This window comes from Arenibacter algicola (genome assembly GCF_018860365.1).
In the GTDB taxonomy this organism is placed as follows: domain Bacteria; phylum Bacteroidota; class Bacteroidia; order Flavobacteriales; family Flavobacteriaceae; genus Arenibacter; species Arenibacter algicola_B.
In genome coordinates this window covers 205,362-224,955 of the sequence record NZ_JAHKPO010000001.1, presented here as the reverse complement: position 1 = coordinate 224,955, position 19,594 = coordinate 205,362, and the positions used below count along the sequence as shown (strand labels likewise).

General features: G+C 39.5%; 19 protein-coding genes. 14 read left to right on the top strand and 5 right to left on the bottom strand.

What is annotated here, in order from left to right:
• Window positions 1-17 precede the first annotated feature (17 nt).
• The 13 genes from KO529_RS01030 to KO529_RS00970 all read left to right on the top strand — a co-directional run bounded on the left by KO529_RS01030 (window position 18) and on the right by KO529_RS00970 (window position 12,298).
• Complete coding sequence (locus tag KO529_RS01030) at window positions 18-1,094, top strand: serine hydrolase domain-containing protein (protein WP_215946071.1); 1,077 nt, start codon at window positions 18-20, stop codon at window positions 1,092-1,094.
• 209 nt (window positions 1,095-1,303) lie between these two features.
• Entirely contained in the window at window positions 1,304-1,660 is a 357-nt protein-coding gene (locus KO529_RS01025; protein ID WP_215946070.1) for a hypothetical protein, read from the top strand.
• 863 nt (window positions 1,661-2,523) lie between these two features.
• On the top strand, window positions 2,524-2,988 hold the full coding sequence (locus KO529_RS01020) for a hypothetical protein (RefSeq protein ID WP_215946069.1): 465 nt from the start codon (window positions 2,524-2,526) through the stop codon (window positions 2,986-2,988).
• Between the two features lie 37 nt (window positions 2,989-3,025).
• Window positions 3,026-3,391, top strand: a complete 366-nt coding sequence (locus tag KO529_RS01015) for a hypothetical protein (protein WP_215946068.1) — start codon at window positions 3,026-3,028, stop codon at window positions 3,389-3,391.
• Window positions 3,392-3,469: 78 nt separating this feature from the next.
• Window positions 3,470-3,967, top strand: coding sequence for a VOC family protein (locus tag KO529_RS01010; protein WP_215946067.1), 498 nt, complete (start codon window positions 3,470-3,472; stop codon window positions 3,965-3,967).
• 80 nt (window positions 3,968-4,047) lie between these two features.
• Entirely contained in the window at window positions 4,048-4,842 is a 795-nt protein-coding gene (locus KO529_RS01005) for a 3-keto-disaccharide hydrolase (protein ID WP_215946066.1), read from the top strand.
• A gap of 53 nt (window positions 4,843-4,895) precedes the next feature.
• Window positions 4,896-6,233, top strand: a complete 1,338-nt coding sequence (locus KO529_RS01000; protein ID WP_215946065.1) for a Gfo/Idh/MocA family protein — start codon at window positions 4,896-4,898, stop codon at window positions 6,231-6,233.
• A 151-nt stretch (window positions 6,234-6,384) separates the two neighbouring features.
• The gene (gene radC / locus KO529_RS00995; RefSeq protein WP_215946064.1) at window positions 6,385-7,083 is read left to right on the top strand and encodes a RadC family protein; all 699 of its coding nucleotides are present in this window, start codon (window positions 6,385-6,387) and stop codon (window positions 7,081-7,083) included.
• A gap of 85 nt (window positions 7,084-7,168) precedes the next feature.
• On the top strand, window positions 7,169-8,464 hold the full coding sequence (locus tag KO529_RS00990) for a polysaccharide deacetylase family protein (protein WP_215946063.1): 1,296 nt from the start codon (window positions 7,169-7,171) through the stop codon (window positions 8,462-8,464).
• Window positions 8,457-9,146 (top strand): YjjG family noncanonical pyrimidine nucleotidase, encoded by a 690-nt coding sequence (locus KO529_RS00985; protein ID WP_215946062.1) that lies wholly within the window; start codon window positions 8,457-8,459, stop codon window positions 9,144-9,146. The genes KO529_RS00990 and KO529_RS00985 overlap by 8 nt, the downstream gene beginning before the upstream one ends.
• A 63-nt stretch (window positions 9,147-9,209) precedes the next feature.
• The gene (locus KO529_RS00980; RefSeq protein WP_215946061.1) at window positions 9,210-9,752 is read left to right on the top strand and encodes a hypothetical protein; all 543 of its coding nucleotides are present in this window, start codon (window positions 9,210-9,212) and stop codon (window positions 9,750-9,752) included.
• Window positions 9,749-11,185, top strand: a complete 1,437-nt coding sequence (locus KO529_RS00975) for a DUF5723 family protein (RefSeq protein ID WP_215946060.1) — start codon at window positions 9,749-9,751, stop codon at window positions 11,183-11,185. The genes KO529_RS00980 and KO529_RS00975 overlap by 4 nt, the downstream gene beginning before the upstream one ends.
• A 183-nt stretch (window positions 11,186-11,368) precedes the next feature.
• On the top strand, window positions 11,369-12,298 hold the full coding sequence (locus KO529_RS00970; RefSeq protein ID WP_215946059.1) for a hypothetical protein: 930 nt from the start codon (window positions 11,369-11,371) through the stop codon (window positions 12,296-12,298).
• Window positions 12,299-12,323: 25 nt separating this feature from the next.
• On the opposite strand, the gene KO529_RS00965 is transcribed toward KO529_RS00970, so the two are convergent.
• Window positions 12,324-13,601 carry a replication-associated recombination protein A gene (locus KO529_RS00965; protein WP_215946058.1) on the bottom strand — a complete coding sequence of 426 codons (1,278 nt, stop codon included), beginning with the start codon at window positions 13,599-13,601 and terminating at the stop codon, window positions 12,324-12,326.
• Between the two features lie 148 nt (window positions 13,602-13,749).
• Here KO529_RS00965 and KO529_RS00960 point away from each other — a divergent pair, with 148 nt between their 5' ends.
• Window positions 13,750-14,487: a rhomboid family intramembrane serine protease gene (locus KO529_RS00960; protein WP_215946057.1), complete on the top strand. Its 738-nt coding sequence runs from the start codon at window positions 13,750-13,752 to the stop codon at window positions 14,485-14,487.
• 77 nt (window positions 14,488-14,564) lie between these two features.
• Here KO529_RS00960 and rlmB read toward each other — a convergent pair whose 3' ends face one another.
• The 4 genes from rlmB to KO529_RS00940 all read right to left on the bottom strand — a co-directional run bounded on the left by rlmB (window position 14,565) and on the right by KO529_RS00940 (window position 19,587).
• Window positions 14,565-15,308 (bottom strand): 23S rRNA (guanosine(2251)-2'-O)-methyltransferase RlmB, encoded by a 744-nt coding sequence (gene rlmB / locus KO529_RS00955; protein WP_215946056.1) that lies wholly within the window; start codon window positions 15,306-15,308, stop codon window positions 14,565-14,567.
• Window positions 15,309-15,369: 61 nt separating this feature from the next.
• Window positions 15,370-16,833, bottom strand: coding sequence for an aryl-sulfate sulfotransferase (locus tag KO529_RS00950; protein WP_215946055.1), 1,464 nt, complete (start codon window positions 16,831-16,833; stop codon window positions 15,370-15,372).
• 115 nt (window positions 16,834-16,948) lie between these two features.
• On the bottom strand, window positions 16,949-17,869 hold the full coding sequence (locus KO529_RS00945; protein WP_215946054.1) for a hypothetical protein: 921 nt from the start codon (window positions 17,867-17,869) through the stop codon (window positions 16,949-16,951).
• 17 nt (window positions 17,870-17,886) lie between these two features.
• Window positions 17,887-19,587 (bottom strand): SusD/RagB family nutrient-binding outer membrane lipoprotein, encoded by a 1,701-nt coding sequence (locus KO529_RS00940; RefSeq protein ID WP_215946053.1) that lies wholly within the window; start codon window positions 19,585-19,587, stop codon window positions 17,887-17,889.
• Window positions 19,588-19,594: the final 7 nt, after the last annotated feature.

Genomic DNA, 19,594 nt, shown 5'->3' with positions numbered 1-19,594 from the left:
AGCATACAATTTCGCCGATGAATCCTATTATAAAATACCTGAAGAATTTATTTGCCTCCCAACGGGTCATAGGTGGGGATAAGGAATTATTGGGTAAGATCCAAGCGGATCAAATCTTACAAAAGCTTATAGATGACCAGCAGGTTCCGGGTCTTGCGATTACCGTGCGCAAAAATAATGAAGTGTACTTTGAGAAAGGATATGGATATGCGGATGTAGAACAACAGTCGCCCATAGATCCACAAAATACGATCTTTAGAATAGCCAGTGTATCCAAGCCCGTAGCAGCGGCTGCTTTGGCCACCATGGTAGAGGAAGGGCAATTGGATTTGGACGCTTCCATTTATAAGTATGTTCCGTACTTTCCAAAAAAGGAGGTAGACATTACGCTGCGTCAGTTGGCAGGACATACTGCCGGAATTAGAGGTTATCGTGGCGGGGAATATGGATTGAACAAGCCAATGACCAATAAGGAAGCTTTGGCCCTTTTTCAGGATGACGATCTTCTTTTTGAGCCGGGTAAAGGCTTTCAGTATACCAGTTTTGATTGGGTGCTGATTTCCATGGCCATGCAGGAGGTGAGTGGTATCCCCTTTGCTGATTATGTTCGGGAAAAAATATTAAATCCTTATGGGTTAAAAAATACACTCCCCGAAGTTCCTGGGAAACTCCCTCCCAACTGTACCACTTTTTATTCAAGGGGCAGGTTGGGGTTCAGGAAGGCTATCCCCGTAAACAATACTTACAAATTGGCCGGAGGGGGATATTTGTCCACTTCAGCGGATATTGCACTTTTCGGACAGGAATATTTGGATTCCAAGTTTCGGGAGAATAGGATTCAGTCCCAATTCCTTACTTCTGGGATTATAGATGGAACTCCAACTTACTATGGTCTAGGTTGGCAGGTGACCCAGGATAAGTTGGGAAGGACCTATTATGGCCATGTGGGCAATGGGGTTGGGGGCTATGCCGTATTTTATGTGTATCCGGAACAGGATATGGTTTTCTCCATTCTAATCAACTGTACCAACCCTGGGGTATTGGATACCTTGGAGGAGGTAATAGGGCTTTTGATCGGAGAGGTTGTTGCATAACCGCTTTTGAGCAAAACCCTGGTAGATTACTCAATATAATTAGGATTGATTCGTTTATACAGTAAAATTTTGAAGATGGAGAAAAACTGATTTTCTACTAAATTGTTAGTCTTAAAATGCCGATATTTAACACTGGGGACAAATTAGGAAGAGTAGATTGGTTATTTCATAGAATCCAAAAGGAGAAATTAAATTGAAAAAAATTATCAATGAAAAAAGATATAATTCCTTTGTTGTTGGCTATAATTTTGGTTCTTATTTCCATAGGTATGAATTTATTTGTGGATATTGAACTTGATGGAGCATTGTACATAGGGATTGGATGGTTAAGTGTTGCATCATTTTTTTACTTTGTGGATAAGAAGATTTATTTATTTGCTTTTGGCGCAACCTTATTAGCTGGATTGTTTAGTTTGATCGATATATATTATGTCTATCTAAAGTTTCAAGTTGGCTTCTTTTTGATCAATCCAATTTTTGTCCTTTTAATTTTTGGCTTTATTTTTCTTAATAGGGATGGGCTCAAAGCACTTTTGGCCGATATGCCCAAATTGAATGGAAAGTAATTTTCCTTTGGACCTTTACTCCCTAGTATTTCTGATTGAGTGTACTAATAAGGACCCAAGTAAATTTAATAAGTTTCCGATATTGATATATGGTATTTGTTCCTGTTATTTGATACCTTTTTATTCAATTTGGATAGCCTTGAAAATTAATGGGGTCATCCTCAAAATGGGTGTAAGTTAGAAAAAGATAATATAAATTATCGCAGTATTCGTGTCCTGTTCATTTTTTGCATCGCCCAAAAAACGAACCAAAAAACGCTAGGCTGATTTTAAATTTCTTTAAATCTACGCACTTTCCACGGCCGCACCGCCCAGGCCGCTTTCACTTGGGTGAAATGCTCTATGGACGGCTTCCGCCATCCAATGCGAAAACCACTTGATTTAAGACGAAATTGAAAATAGGCCGTACCTTTGTTACATTTATCCAATAGTGTCGATAGATCATTGTTTTTTATCGAATACCACCATAAATTGCCTTTGAAGTTTGTTGTTGGGTCGGTCTTCTTCCGTGGTGGAGATGTCATGGCCGTAAAGAATTATTGAAGCCTTGGAAATAATTTAGGCCATGGTATCGGTCCTTAAAATCTCGAGATTTTAGGGACCACATAGTGAAGAAGTGTCTTTTCTTTTGTTTCGTTTTCTTTGGACAAGCAAAGAAAATGAAAGAAGAAGGTATTCATGAATCCCTTTGGTCGATTTCATTGAACTATTAAGCATGATCCAATTAATGGGTTTCTAATAGACCTTAAATAATTTACGCAACCAAATATCATTATAAACATCTTACCATCAGTATTTTAATTGGCGATACGTCTCCAAAGGGAATTCTTTGGAACAAGCTTAATTTTTAACAGAGGTAACCAATGAAAAAGAGCGCATTTCTTTTATTTATAATCGGCCTATTGCTTTCTTGCGAAAAAAATGAAGTAAATCCTTCAGATATCAAACAGTTGGGTTATGGCACATCCTTTGGTATGTGCGTGGGCTATTGTAAGAACGAGATGTTGTTAAAGTCGGGTACGGTAATCTATTCCCGTTCGGGTTGGAATAATCAGGTAGAACCTATTAAGTGTACAGAAAACATGACCCAATTGAGTTGGGACTCTCTTAAAAAAACAGTAGATTTAAATGAATTTAATTCTTTGCCTGAAATCTTGGGATGTCCGGATTGTGCAGATGGAGGGGCAGAGTGGTTGGAGATTGAAAATTTTTCCGGCAAGAAGTCCAAGGTGACCTTTGAGTACGGCAAGGAACCCGAGGAATTGAAAAGTATGGTAACCGCCTTAAGGAAACAATTGGAAAAGGGTATTCATTGCGAGGAGTTTTAAAGAATTACTCTTGTGTTATGCCCACAAAAAGTATAAAATGAAATATTTCATCTTTTTATGTTTGGTATTATTTTTTATAGGTAGTAGTAGTCTCAATGCCCAACAACGCGCCATATCGTCCCCAGATGAAAATGCCAATAACGATATATTGGTAAAGGATTGGAGCAAGCATGAGGCCAATGCATTTGGAAAAAAGGGAATTGGGATAAAGGATTCTATTGTTTTTGGATTCAATTTTAAGGATGGGCTTATTGGTTTAAAGGACCATAAGAGGTCCACTAAAATTAATTCAGAGAAAAAGACGGTAGAAATGCCCGTTGTTAGGCCTTCTGGCAACTATCCCATGACTATTTATCCAATTGATACCACTAAAGCCTACGCCGCAAGAATTTATAAATATTGATCATATCCACGGTCGTTGGTGAACGAAATTGCTGGGCAGTAATAACAAATTGAAATTTACGTCTAATGTACTCCTCTAATGGACAATAAATATACTATTCCAGCACAGGCCCGAATAGGGCATGTACATTTAAAGGTAGCAGACTTGGAACGGTCCTTGGATTTTTATTGTAATCTATTGGGCTTTAAAGTAACCACCATGTACGGAAACCAAGCCGCCTTTATTTCGGCCGGTGGATATCACCATCATATTGGTTTAAATACCTGGCATAGTAGAGGGCTTCCTCCTGCATCGACCAATAGTGTGGGCTTGTTTCATACAGCAATTTTATACCCTACAAGAAAGGATCTTGCAAAAATATATCTACGCTTGCTTAGGGAAGAATATCCATTGACCGGGGCCAGTGACCATGGTGTTTCGGAAGCTATTTATTTGGACGACCCCGACAAAAATGGGGTGGAATTGTATTGGGACCGCCCAAAAAGCCTATGGACCTATGAGCAGGACGGATCCTTGACCATGTTTACCAAGCCATTGGATATGGAGAATTTGTTGCAGGAGTTGAAAACGGTTTAAATTACACTGCGCTATCTTAGGTCTCTTGTAATTTTTTTTTATCTTCATGACCTTATAAATTCTCCTGAAATAATAAATACATGAAACTACTAATTGCCTTTTTTTCCGTTGCATTGGTACTATCTTCCTGCAAAACTAAAACCGACACCAAACCCGAAGCTAAAGCTGAAACTGCAGTAGAAGCCGAAAATTGGATATACTTGTTCGATGGAGTAACTACTAAAGGATGGAGAGCATACAATGGGGATACCTTGCCTCCGGGCTGGGTCGTAAAGGACAGTGTATTGACGTTTGATACCGAATTGGGGCTAGAGCAGGATTATACCGGAGGAAAGGATATAATCTATGGTTTGGAAGAGTTTGATAATTTTGAACTTTATGTGGAATGGAAATTGCCCGAAGGGGGTAATAGTGGTATTTTTTACCATCTAAAGGAAGGTATCCCCAATGCCGGGCCGCCAAATATTTCCCCGGAATACCAGTTGATCGATGATGAAAATTACGCAAAAATCCACGATCTTACGGCATACAACCTTAGCCTTGGACATACCGAAAATCCTGCGGCACTTCAACCCTTACAGCAAACCGCCTCGGATTATGCCATGCATGTGGCCGATCCCGAGCAAAAAATATTGAATCCTGTTGGAGAGTGGAACTCTTCTAAAATAGTATTTACACCAGAGCAAGTAGAGCACTGGCTCAATGGGAAAAAAGTACTATCTTTTGTGCCTTGGTCCAAGGATTGGTATGAAAGAAAGAATTCTGGGAAATGGAAGGATGAGGAAAATTATGGTAAGTTCAAGTCTGGGTATATCGGTTTTCAGGATCACTCGAGTCCCATTTGGTTCAGAAATATAAAAATTAGAAAATTATAGAACTTAATTCTGTCGGTTTGGTTTGACCGTTAAAAACAATAAAAAACTTACTTATGAAAAAAAGAGACTTTTTAAAAAGTACCGCAGCCTTGGGTTTAACGGCACTGCTGCCATCCTCCGTTTGGGCATTGTCCAAAAATGGACGTCTACGAACTGCCCATATCGGCGTTAGTAATATGGGAGGGGCAGACCTTGCGTCCATATCTTCACATGAATTGGTGGATGTAGTAGCACTTTGCGATGTAGATTCCAAGGCATTGGCAGAGGCCAAAAAATTGCACCCCAATGCTGTAGTCTACAAGGATTATAGGGTGATGCTCAAAGAAATGAAGAGTGATATCGATGCGGTAATCGTCTCGACCCCGGATCATACCCATGCTCCCGCTTCCATGATGGCCATGGAGATCGGAAAACCGGTATATTGTCAAAAACCCCTTACCCATCACGTGGTGGAAGCCAGAGCGATGCGCAAAATGGCAAAAGAAAAAAACTTGGTAACCCAAATGGGAATTCAGGTACATTCTTTCTACGATTATAAATTAGCCACCTTATTGATCCAATCTGGAATTATTGGGAAGGTAAGCACTGTTAGGGCATGGTCTCCCAAGAACTGGGGCTTTGATGGCCCGGAGCCGCAAGGATCAGATCCGGTACCTGAAAATTTGGATTGGAATCTGTGGTTGGGGACATCTGCCGAAAGACCTTATAAGGAGGGGTATTACCATCCGGCCAATTGGAGAAAATTACTGGACTATGGTTGTGGTACCTTGGGAGATATGGGTGTGCATATTTTTGACACCCCATACAACGCCCTTAAATTGGACGTGCCCATGACTATAAAGAACCAATGCAGAAAACCTACAGGATTTGGATTTCCTGAAAAAAACACTGTTACTTATACCTTTCCCGGAACCGAATATACGGCCGATACCTTAAAGTGGATCTGGTATGATGGCAAAGGGGCACCTGGGAAACATAAAGACTTGAAGTTGCCTAATAATGAGAAACTACCTGGTCAAGGAGCAATGTTTGTCGGAGAAAAAGGGAGACTTTTGTTGCCACATTTTATGGAATTGCCCAGACTTATTGTAGATGGTAAATATCAGGAACTGGATTTGTCCATAATTAAGGATCAAGAGGCCATAGGCGAACCGGTTAGGGACTATGATTCCGAAGGGAATAAGCATTACCATCAGTTTGTAGATGCCTGTTTGGGTAAAGCCGAAACCTCGGCTCCCTTTGAATATTCGGCACGACTTACCGAAACTATATTGTTGGGGGTTATTGCAGGGCGTTTTCCAAATAAGACATTGCATTGGGATAACGCCACCGCCAGATTTTCGGAACCTGAGGCCAATAAGTTCTTGGACGCGCCGTATAGGGATTTCTAAAATCTAAAATTTTACCTAATCATAAAAGCCCATCGGCCATTTTTATCAGAATGGCAGATGGGCTTTTTTATTCATGAAATTATGTTGCAGACCAGTCGTAATATTTGATTTTGTAATTATGATAAAACCATAAGATTCTTATCTTTAGGTTATGCAACAAAAGCCATCTTCTTTCTCTATTAAAAATTGGTCCGATGATGATAAGCCTCGAGAGAAATTGGTGCAAAAAGGGAAATCTGTTCTTTCCGATGCAGAACTGATAGCCATACTAATTGGCTCGGGAAGTCGCAATGAAAGTGCCGTTGAGCTTTCAAAACGTATTTTGGCCTCGGTAAACAACAACCTGAACGAATTGGGAAAATTGTCCATTAAACAGCTAATGCAGTTTAAGGGCATAGGGGAGGCCAAGGCCGTTTCTATTGCTGCTGCCCTGGAAATAGGGAGAAGACGCAGGGGAGAAGAGGCTCAAAAAATAACGAAAATCAATAGCAGTAAAAATGTCTTTGAACTTTTGCAGCCTAAAATGGGAGAGCTGCCACATGAGGAATTTTGGATAGTTTTTCTGAATAATTCCAACGCCGTGCTGCACGCGGGGCAACTTAGCAAGGGAGGTATTACAGGGACATTGGTAGATGTCCGCTTGGTTTTAAAACAAGCATTGGAATTAGGTGCGGTAGGATTGATTTTGGCACATAACCACCCTTCAGGTACTTTAAGGCCAAGTGAGGCCGATAAGCAAATTACAAGAAAATTAAAAATAGCGGCAGAGGCCTTGGATATAAAAGTTTTGGACCATATCATCATCACACAAAAAGAATACTTTAGTTTTGCAGATGAAAATATCCTTTAAAATGGAGCTTGGAATCTATGGTTTTGGGCTGAGACTACCGAAATTAAAAATGCAGGACTTCTTTAAAAGGAATAAGTAAAAAGTTATGTTGCTCATATATACCCATAAAATTACACATCGCTTCAGTTATATTATGCGGCATATATTCACAACTATTTTGGGAATAGAGGTTACCTACACTACCAAAGTAGAGGATTTTATTAAACATACCGGGCCAAAGATAACATACACCAAACAACCTTTGCAGAATGAATTCTTTGTGCGGAGCAACGACCTGTTGTTTGAACAAGGTATTAACGACATACAGATCTATATAGCCGATTGGGAGGGTACACCTTGTTTTTTTGCTACTGGGGATAGAAGCAATCTGCCTTATGATATTTTTTCTGCAAGTTTTTATATGTTGAGTAGGTACGAAGAGTATTTGCCCCACGTAAAGGACATGCATGGGAGGTTTTCACCCAAGGACAGTTTGGCCTTTGAGCACGATTTTCTAGAAAAACCCTTAGTAGACATTTGGGCCCAAAAGTTATTGTCCGCACTAAAGGAAAAATTCAAGGATCTTAAATACAAGCCAAGAAATTATAATTATACCTCCATCATAGATGTTTCCAGTTCCCATTGTTTTGCCCATAGAGGTTTTGTCCGGGGTATGTCAGGATTTCTTTTCGATTTGGCTTCGCTCAAGATTCGTAGGGTTTTCGATAGGGTTTCGGTATGGTTCAATCTAAAAAAAGATCCCTATGACAATTTTTTTGAGCTAATAGAACTGCATAAGAATAACAAGGTAAAGGGCATGTTCTTTTTCCAATTTGCGGAATATTCCACTTACGACAAAAACGTGTCCCCCAACAATAATAAATTTAAGCATCTCATTAAATCTGTGGCGGACTACGATAAGGTTTCTTTGTCCTGTTCCTATAGCTCCTTTAATGATATAGCCCTGCTTAAGGAAGAGAAAAAAAATCTTGCCAATGTAATCAACAGACCTGTAAGTAGCTCCCGTATGCGCTATAATAGGGTGGACATTCCCGAAACCTATAGGAATTTGATCGAAGCAGGATTTACGGACGATTATACCATGGGATATACCCATGAAATTGGATTTAGGGCGGGTACCTGTACGCCTTTTTATTTTTATGATATTCCCTTGGAAGTTCAGCAGCCCATTAAGATACATCCTTTTGCGGTGCACGATTACGGCTTGTTGAAATACAGGAATAGGACGGAGGCATTTTCCGCAGTGGAAAGGCTTTATTTGGAAACAAAAAAGGTAAACGGAAAATTTATAACCGTTTTTTCAAATGAATTAATTGGAGGTGAAAGTAAATTGAATTGGAAGAAATTATATAGTAGTATCCTAAAACGAGTACATGTTTAAGAACGTTGTTACAGATGTCTTTTTTGATTTGGATCATACCCTATGGGATTTTGAAAAAAACTCGGCCCTTACATTTCAAAAAATACTCGCGGAGAACTCCGTCAGTGTTGATCTCAACGATTTTTTGAAAGTATATATCCCCATAAATTTTGAATTTTGGAAGCTTTATCGTGAAGGGAAAATAACCAAAAATGAATTGAGGTTTCAAAGATTGAAAATCACCTTTGATACACTCGGGCATTCCATTTCCAATGAATTAATTGATGTTTTATCTGATCAATATATTGAGCATTTGTCTTCGTACAACCATCTTTTTCCCAATACAACAGAGGTTTTGGACTATTTGAAGCCCAATTATAAATTGCATATCATCACTAATGGCTTTCAGGAAATACAGCATAAAAAATTGCAGGGCTCCAATATTCACAATTATTTTGAGCATATAATTAATTCGGAAATGGCCGGTGTTAAAAAACCCAACCCAATTATCTTTAGATTGGCACTTGAAAAGGCCAAAGTGCCGCCCCATAAATCCTTGATGATCGGTGATAGTTTGGAGGCAGATATTTTGGGAGCAAAGTCAGTAGGGCTGCATACCCTTCATTTTAACGCTAATAATGAGCCAAAGCACGAATATTGCGACATGATTCACGATTTAAGTGAAATAAAATCTTATTTATAGAGTTATATTCTTGAGTAACACTATAACAACGCCGTACCAGTAGTTGTTCTTGGAAAGTTTGGTATGAAAAATAAAATATTGCTTCCCGCCATTATTTTGCTTGCGCTCTATTCTTGTATAGAAAGGCAAAACTTCGATCAATATGATGATTTGGAAATTATTCCTACCGTAGAGGCCAGTATATTATATATAGAATCGCCTGAAAGACTGTTAAATGAAATTCCCGGACAGGATTTTTATTCCCAGGATTTTAATTTTGACGGCTTTAGTGCAGATGCCTTCTCGGACCGGGTTTTGGATGGCTTTATATTTTATGAAATTGAGAATACTACCAGTAAGGAAATGGAGGCCACGGTTGAATTTTTGGATGAAGGGGGGAATACCTTGGATACCCAATATTTTCATATTGACCCGGCTCCAACGCCCCTTGTGCAATTGCAAGTGGCCTATGGTACTGGTACTGGACGAAGCATAGAAATCATAAAAAACACTTCAAGTATAAAGGTAAGTGTTCTTAATTTAGGAGATAATAGTAGTGTATCCAACCTCCCGGATCCAAAAATTATATTTAGGTCCAGCGGAAAATTCAGACTTCGTTTAAAATGAGGCAAGTTAAACTCGTCTTATTATTTTGGTTACTGGGTTGTATCTTTATTACTGCCCAGAACAAGCAAATACTGTACGATTTTACAGAAATCCCCCAAGCCATAATGATTAATCCCGGAATGTCAACGGACTTTCATTGGTATGCCGGAATCCCGGTATTGTCAGGAATTTCTTTTCAGGCAGGTAGTAGTGGACTTACGGTAAATGATCTGTTTGCAGACGACGGAGTGGACTTTAACGTTAAGGTCAGGGAACGGGCCATATATGGTATGAGTACCCGTGATGAGCTTAGCGGTACTTATCAGGTGGAATTATTGAATGGAGGTTTTCGCGGCCGTAATCGGGATAACTTTTATTCTTTCGGGATTTATAACGAAGGTGATGCTACAGGTTATTGGTTTAAGGATTATGCTATTTTGGCCTTTGAGGGCAATGCGGACCAATTGGGTAGAAAATTTGATCTTGGGCATTTAAAAACACGTGGGGAGATGCTCAATGTGTTTCATTTCGGAATAAACAAAAGAGTGGATGGGGCCCTGACCCTTGGCGGAAGAGCTAAAATATATTCTAGTGCCTTTAATTTTTCATCCACTAAAAACAACGGCTATTTTGTAACCGATGAGGGGCAAAATAACCTCTTGGCCAATACCATTGATGCCGACCTGGAATTAAGGTCCTCCGGTCTTAATGAAATTGAGGATGCTCTGGACAATGATAGTTCTCTTTTACCTGGAATTTTAACTAGAAGACTGTTTTTTGGGGGAGATTTGGGATTTGGAATCGATCTGGGATTTACGTATAAACTTAACAAGCAAACTGTAATAACCGGAAGTTTGTTGGACTTGGGGTTCATATATAGTTCCACCGACGTTAAAAACTATACCATAAAGGGCAATGCCACAGTGGAAGGAATAGAAGTTATTTTACCGGATGCATTTTCAAACTCCAATGCCGATTTTTGGCAAGATTTGGTGGATGAGGTGGATGCTTTGGTTCCTCACGGCACCAATAATAATAGCTATATTTACTTTAGGCCTACCAAACTGTATGGTTCCATACGTTATAACTGGGGAGAACCCTCTAATAACAATATGGATTGCGATTGTAATTATATGGTGTCCAAAAGAAGGGATTACACCAAATACGCCAATGGTGTTGGTGGACAATTGTACATGATCAACAGGCCCAGAGGGCCACAAGCCGCACTTACCGCCTTTTATTTACGAAGATTTGGAAGGGCTTTGGCACTGAAAACAACCTATACTGTAGATAAATTTTCATGGACCAATATTGGATTGGGGCTTAATCTACAGGCCGGCCCGGTAAATATCTATGTTATGGCGGACAACCTATTGGCCTATAAGAACCTGGCGGATAGTCACTACTCCTCTTTTCAATTAGGATTAAATATTATATCTTGGGGGAAGAAATAATATTAGAACTATACAACCAACATTAATGTATTTAAATGTTCCTTTGTAAGGAACAATATTTAGGGCTTTTAATTTCCAAAAGTCATATTGGTTTAGTTTTTGCTCTCATTATTATTTATGTCTAAAAATTTATGCCCGTGAATAGATCACAAAAGGATGGTGGTGCCTTTTATTTTGTCCAAAATGAAATTCAAGGAGCACCGGGCGGCATTATCAACACTAACAATGAAATTTGAAATGATGAAAAACTTTTTTTTACCCCTTATTTTAATGTGTGGCTTTTTTGGCATGTCACAGGCCGAATTAAACAAATACAAGTATATTATAGTGCCAACCAAGTTTGAAGCCTTTAAAAATGAAAATCAGTATCAGACCAGTACAATGATCAAATATAATCTTGTCGAAAATGGCTTTACAGCAGTTTATGACAATGACATGCCCGCGGATCTGTTGGCCAATAGGTGTCTTGGTCTGCTTTTGAATCTTGAGGATGACTCGTCCATGTTTACTACCAAGGTTACCCTGACCCTCAAGGATTGTCAATCTAATGTGGTCTACACTACCGTGGAAGGTAGTAGCAAGGAGAAGGACTACAAATCCGCTTATTCAGAGGCAATAAAGGAATGTTTTAAATCTTTGTCAGGAATCGGGTACAAATATGAGCCTAGTGGGGATACCGCACCCACGACCGTAAGCTTTAAAAATGATGTTAAAAGAATTGAAGAGAAATCGAGTGTAGCTCCAAAACAAAATTTACCTAACCCTGTAGTTCAACAGAAAGCCACTTTGGAGGAGCAGTCCTACAAAAGCATGGAACCGGTTCAGTCCAATATTACCAAGGCAGAAAATATGCCTTCCATGGCCTTGCCGAATGTAGATTACAAGACAGAAGGTGCCGGGGTATTATATGCCCAGGCCATAACAAACGGATTTCAATTGGTAGACAGCACGCCTAAAATAACACTGAGGATGTACGCTACCTCCCAGGCCAATTTCTATATTGCCGAAGGGGATGTGCATAGTGGTGTGGTTTTGAAAAAAGGCGACAAGTGGTATTTTGAGTATTATGAGGGCAATAAATTAATGGGGCAGGAGCTGAATATTAAATTCTAAATTCTCTTAGATTTCCATGGGCCATTTATAGTTCATATTTATCTTTCCATCGCTTCTTCAGGAAATCTTTGATGGCATTTTCGCGTTGATTATTGCCTGGGCGGTAAAAACTGGTTTTGGCTACTTCCTTGGGCATAAATTCTTCTGCTATAAAATTATTTTCGTAGTCGTGGGCATATTTATAATCTTCCCCGTAACCTAGGTCTTTCATTAGTTTGGTAGGGGCGTTTCGCAATGCCAATGGTACGGATAGGTCCCCTGTTTGTTTTACGGTTTGCTGGGCCTTGTTTATGGCCATATAACTGGCATTGCTCTTTGCAGAGGTGGCCAAATAGATAACGCACTGACTCAATATGATCCTAGCTTCGGGATATCCTATGGTAGTAACGGCCTGAAAAGTAGTATTCGCCATTACCAGGGCAGTAGGGTTGGCATTGCCAATGTCTTCGGAGGCTAGAATAAGTAGGCGCCTAGCAATAAACTTCACATCCTCTCCGCCTTCGATCATCCTGGCCAACCAATATACCGCTGCATTGGGGTCGCTTCCTCTTATCGATTTTATAAAAGCAGAGATAATGTCGTAATGTTGCTCACCAGTTTTATCATAAAGAACTGTGTTCTTTTGAATTTTACTCAAAACCAGATCGTCCGTAATGGTCACGGTATCCGTTTCTTCCGAATTGATGATAAGCTCGAAGATGTTTAATAATTTTCTTCCGTCACCTCCAGAGAGACGTAGTAGGGCTTCTGTTTCCTTGAGCTTTATTTTTTTGGTTTTTAAATACTTGTCCTCTGTCATAGCCCTGTGGAGCATAGCTTCAAGATCTTCTTTTCCAAAGGGATTTAGAATATATACCTGACAGCGCGAAAGTAGCGCCGGAATTACCTCGAAGCTGGGGTTTTCCGTGGTGGCACCTATTAGGGTGACCCATCCTTTTTCCACTGCCCCTAACAGGGAATCCTGCTGCGATTTGCTAAAGCGATGGATTTCATCAATAAAAAGAATAGGATTTTTGGTTGTGAACAATCCCCCACTTTGCTTGGCCTTTTCTATAACTTCCCGTACATCCTTAACGCCACTGCTAATGGCACTTAGGGTGTAAAATGGGCGGCCACTTTCTTGGGCAATAATATTGGCCAAGGTGGTTTTTCCCGTTCCAGGAGGACCCCATAGAATCAATGATGGCAGGATTCCTTTTTTTATTTGATGGGTCAATGACCCATTTTCTCCCACCAAATGATTTTGGCTTATATAATCCTCCAAGGTTTTGGGGCGTACCCTTTCTGCTAGTGGCTCGTTCATAATGTAAAAATAAAACAAAGTTGCAATAAGGAGGTTTTCTTTCGTGACTTTAAAAATGGAATTTTTGGTGGATGAAATATAGCGAATGACATTTTTACCGATTTTCTATTTTTGGTCAGCATATTGCTTAAATAATTATATTTCGGATATGACAGAGAGCAATTATTTTAAATTTTCCAATTCGGTAATGGTATTTCCATTGTTGGCGGTACTCTCTATCTGGACCGTATATTGGTTTGAAATTCGGTTTCAGGTCAATTTTAACGATTTTGGTATTTATCCAAGGACCTTAAAGGGACTTAGAGGTATTGTCTTTAGTCCGTTTATACATTCGTCCGTAGAACATCTTTATAACAATACCATTCCAATAGCCATACTTACGGCATCCCTTGCTTATTTCTATAGGAATATAGCCCTTAAAGTATTGTTGTGGGGCATTCTTTTATCGGGTGCTATAACTTGGCTCATAGGAAGGCCATCATATCATATTGGAGTAAGTGGATTGATTTATGTATTGGTGAGTTTTATCTTTTTTAAAGGAATTCTATCCAAGCATTACCGCTTGGTTGCCTTATCCTTGATGGTAGTTTTTATCTATGGTAGTTTGTTGTGGTATATTTTTCCTGTTGAGGACGGTATTTCTTGGGAGGGTCATTTAGGTGGATTTCTCACGGGTATATTTTTGGCGTTTGTGATGAAGGCTCCTTTGCCCAAACTGAAAAAATATGATTGGGAGAAGGAGGATTATAATGAAGAGGAGGATGAATTCTTGAAACATTTCGACGAACATGGGAATTTTATTGAGAGCAGGCCTCCTGCCCAGGAAGATGATATTGTAATTAAATATCATTACAAAAAAAATCCCGAGGATTCGGGATTGGAATGATAATATGGAGTTCGGTAATATATATATGGGAAATTAGAATACAGCCAAGTTCTGATAAAGTTATGTAATCTAACGCCTTAAGAGGTTTCTTGCCGTTGCCTTACTGCTTCGTAAAGGAAAACTCCGCAAGCTACCGAGACATTAAGGGAACCTATCTCTCCCAATAAAGGAAGTTTCGCCATATGGTCCGCGGCCTTTAGAATGGATGGGGAGATGCCTACATCTTCGGACCCCATGATAATAGCGCAAGGTTCCTTAAAGGAAACTTCATATATGGTATTCTCTGTTTTTTCTGTAGCGGCAATAACCTTTATTCCGGAAGCCTGTAAATAGAATACGGCATCCTTTATGTGGTCTATTTTGGCAATAGGTACTCTAAAAGCGGCTCCGGCAGAAGTTTTAATAGTATCAGCAGTAACCGGGGCAGCTCCTTTTTTCTGAATTATGATTCCGTCTACTCCGGTACATTCGGCCGTTCTTATGATGGCTCCAAAATTCCGTACATCCGAGAGCTGGTCCAATAATAGGAAAAGGGGAGTTGTCTTGGTCTCCAATGTTTTTTCAACCAATTCTTCCATGGTTAAAAAGGTGATTGGGGATATATTGGCTACAACGCCCTGATGGTTATTCTTAGTAAGTCGGTTTAATTTTTCAATGGGCACATAGGAAGCGGTAATACCGTTTTTGCGGATCAGTGTTTCCATATCCCTGGACAGATCTCCCTTTAGGCCTTTCTGTATAAAAACCTTGTCTATGGGCTCATTGGATTTTATGGCTTCGATTACGGCGCGTATGCCATAAATTTGTTCGGTGTTCTTCATGGGGTAAAGGTAGAAAAAAAGGACATCCTACAATGTCTTTTTGTTTTTGTAATTAGAAAATCTATTGACTACAGTTCCCAATATTAAAATTAAGCTCTATAGGATCGCCCGGTGCAATATTTTTATTTGAAAATCCAGGGAAATTCTCACTGTATTTAAGAGCCATAAATACATTGCTGATGGGTTCTTCGCCTTGATGTAATATCTCGCCCGAATTTGTTTCCGGGTTAATGTATTCCCATACAATTTCATTGTTGGGATTAATCTCAAAAAATTTACCTTTGGTTCCCTCACAAATCAAAGTGTTGCCGTTTGGTAACCTTTGTACACTGGATAATATTTTGGAAAAGAAATCCCCTTTATTGGGTGCTTTATAGGACCATTCAGGCTGTATTGGTCCAAAAGAGGATTCTTCATCATAGATGTAATTTCCAAAAGAATCAACGGGTGGTGTAATGATATCAATAGACGAATGATTGGGGTTTCTACCGGTACCGTTATTGAATAATATAATTTTATCTTGATCTTTAAGGCCTTTGTCGATCCATTGTACATTGTGCTGTCCAAACAATAATTGGTTCATTTCCGAACCTTGATTGTAGGCTATGGGATTCCCCCATCTATATAAAATATCTCCTCCTTTGCCCATCCTTCCTCCATTGTTTGTAGCGGCTTCTTCTTTTGAGGTAGAATGGTCTATTATATATATTTCATTCAATTTTTGGGAACTTAATATAATTTGATCCAAAGACTCGTTAAATTGTAAGGAGTTAAAATGAAGCCAATCTTTTTCTCCCGTCGAAATACCTAAAAAATTAATATTGATCAATTGAGGATTTAAAGAAATACTGCCAAAGTTTTCTTTGGTGTTATCAAGGTCTTGTATTAAATGATCCCAAGCATTCCATTCCCAAACAATATTGCCGCCGTTAATACCTTGAGGTTCTATTTCTATAACCTGTTCATTATATAATTCACCTTCGGTTATATATTGTGGGTCCCGGCCTGCTACAATAGCCTCTTCATATGTTTTCCTTGTCGCGGCCAATAATAGGATATTGCCATTTTCCATGGGGTAAAGTCCGTGGTGTTGGCTATGTAGGGGGGTAGAGTAGATATATTGCCACGTTTTGTCTCCATTCCAATCAAATTTTTCTATTATTCCGCCCAACCCGCCATAGGTGATATCTGGATTGTCGTATTTTCCTGCTCTAAGCAGGGAACCGTCCTCCAGTAAATAATAAGCACCACCTCTATCATAATCGCTGATCCAATGATTAATAACTTGCCCGCAGTTGTTTATTAAATAGGTGTCCTTGTGGATAGTGAATAAGGTGTATCCAGGGTATACTTCAGAGCTGTATGTAATGGTTCCTAGAGTATTATTGTCTGGAATTTTAATAGTGTCTATAGCTGTGACGGGATCTGGTTCCGGAGTATTGGTGTTAGTTGGTTCTTCATTGGAACATCCCATTATAAACAAGAAAAACAAAGAAATTAATATGGAGCCAATAAGCTTAAACATTAGTCAAAATTTCGTTTTTAATAAAAATATTAATCTTTTACAGATCAATTATTTAGACAATAGGAATGAAATAAAAAAAAAGCGGCCACTAAGGCCGCTTTTTAATTTTATTGAGTTACTTGGTAAATAATTGCGGCCAATCCAATCCGCCTTCCCTAGTAATTACAACTGTGCCAGAATCTCCATAATCATTGGTCCATGTCATTGTTAACTCAGGACCGGTTACATCAGTAATTACCCAGATATATTCTAGACCATATTGATCTAGTCCTCCGGATATGATTTCGCCGCACACTTCGCTAAAAGTAGCTCCTCCACTAGTAGCTGGACCATCGCTCCAGCATGATGATTCGTATTGGCCAAAACCTAAGTCGGAAGTGAGGTAAGTACCTCCACCCTGATCTGTCCATGTAACAGTTCCAGTGACCTCTCCGGTAGGACAGGCTGTAGGACTGTTGGCTGCTTGAAGATTGGTGGTTACGTATGTATGGGTACCTCCCAAATCTGATAGACAGGACACGACATAATCCAATTTAACAGTAAAATCGGGATAAGCGTTGAAATCTGCAGCATAATAATTTGGTTCTCCTTTACTATTAAGAACTTCAAGTTTGGAGCCATCTTTAAAGGTATAGGATGTAAAAAATTTAAGGACATCTCCTACTTGTATGTCAGCAGCACTATTTAGTTCTGAAAAGGCACCTATTATTTGGGTCCCAGTAATTGAATACTCCTTAGGAAATTCGGTAACACCGGCATCCAAAGTGATTGGTCCGTACAAATCGCCATCTACAGTAAGGTAATATGCCTTTAGGTCAAAGGATGTAGGTTCTCCTACACCTACGCCAACTGTGAACTGTAGGTTTAGATTAGCTATTCCTGTAAGATCAATAAAATCAGGGCTTCCAGCTACCATTTTAAAATCGGGTAGGGCTCCATTGGTCGTAGTGATTGCCGAAGTGCCTCCGTCATCATCACATGATGTATTTAGCGCAAATAGCGCTAAAAAGAGGCCTAATATATATATGTTTTTCATGATATGAATTTTATGAATTAATTGTCCCAAAATATTTTATACGTTGTTGCATCTTTTTGGGCAGGTGCATTTTCATTAACGTTCAATTCGGCCTGTGGCCAGAAAAGGGAAACCTGGAAAGGTCTTGTCAATGTTGTTTCACTGTCGATCAAAGGCCAGGCATCTCCATTGTCCAATTGGTATTCAGGAGAAGGTCCTACTGGATTTGCCAACACAGGATACCCTGTTCTTCTGTAATCATTGTACTGATCGTAGGGGTCACCAAAGGTTGAAACCCATTTTTGGGTCATGATAATTTCCATTTTCTTTGCATCGGAAGCCGCATCAAATTCGACCAAAATGCCATCGATAAAATCAGATACTCCAGTAGAGCCGATTAGTTTTGGGACAGATTGACTTGTTTCTGAATTGCTGACTACCTGATCTACTTTTGCAAAAGCAGCGGTCATGGCTTCTTCCAATTTTGCCTTCGCATCCCCAGCTATCAAGCTTGCCTGAATTAATTCGGCCTGAATAAATAAAAATTCATGATATGTTAGCATTCTGTGGGGAGCAGCACCTGTCCCTGCATTGGTATCGGCGGCTCCACCTTGACCATCATCGTATTTGCCCCCTGCAGGATATATTCCTGGATAGGTCGAAGAATTTCTGGAAGCAAAATCCCTATTGGCACTTACACTACCAAATCTAATGGTATGGAATCCTGTATTTCTATCCCAATAATCGGCTTTTGGATCACCTGTTGTTGGATCCCCAACATCTGGAGGCAATTGTCCAGGGGTTAATTGATTAAAGAAATAGTAGGGTAATCTTGGATCAGCCACTCCATTGTGAATGTTCGGATTCCATCCTTTTAAGATCTCATAGAACCAAGGACTGGCATAATGCGTAGCCTGTCCAGCCAAATAAGAATCAGTGTATAGGGGATTTCTTTCGTCAGAAGGGGATTGTGTTGTTGAATATGGATATTCAAAATCATCTGCAATTCCGGACATGAAATTATCTGCTGCGACCAAGGCGCTCAGCTTACCGGCATCAAACATGCTTGACAATCTAATTTCATTATAGAGCTTTAGTTTAAGGGTATTGGCAAACCTAGTCCATTGAGTTATGCTACCACCATAAAATAGATCTTGGGTACCAGGATTTATACCTTGGCCACTATTGATGTTCGCAATGCCTTCGTCGATCAATGTTAGGGCATTTTGGTAGATATCTTCTTGTTTATCGAATACAGGGCTCACTAAACCATCGGCTAATTGAGCCGCCTCAGTAAATGGAGCATCACCCCATATGTTTACAATAATGGTTGCGGTATATGCTTTGATAATTTTCGCCATACCTACCATGATCATTTCATTTTCCTCGGTCCCTTGGTTAATGATGATGTCTGTTTCGCCAAATACGGAATAGGCATTGTCCCATGTATTCTGTATATTGGAATTATCTTGCCTTGTTCCGTATTGATCTTGTTCTTCACGGTACGTAAATTGGTGTACATAGGCAGAAAGTATTTCTGCCGAAAAAAGTTCAAATTCCGTGATATCGTTAAAATTAGTTTCAATATTGGTCAATAACTGATCCAAGGGCGCTATCGTAGGGTTATTGGGATCGGTATTCACATCCAAATAGTCACTACAATTGTAGAAAAGTAAGGATACCAATGCTGCGGCGAACATGGCACGGCCTTTCAGATTTATTTTGAATATATTTTTCATAGTTCTT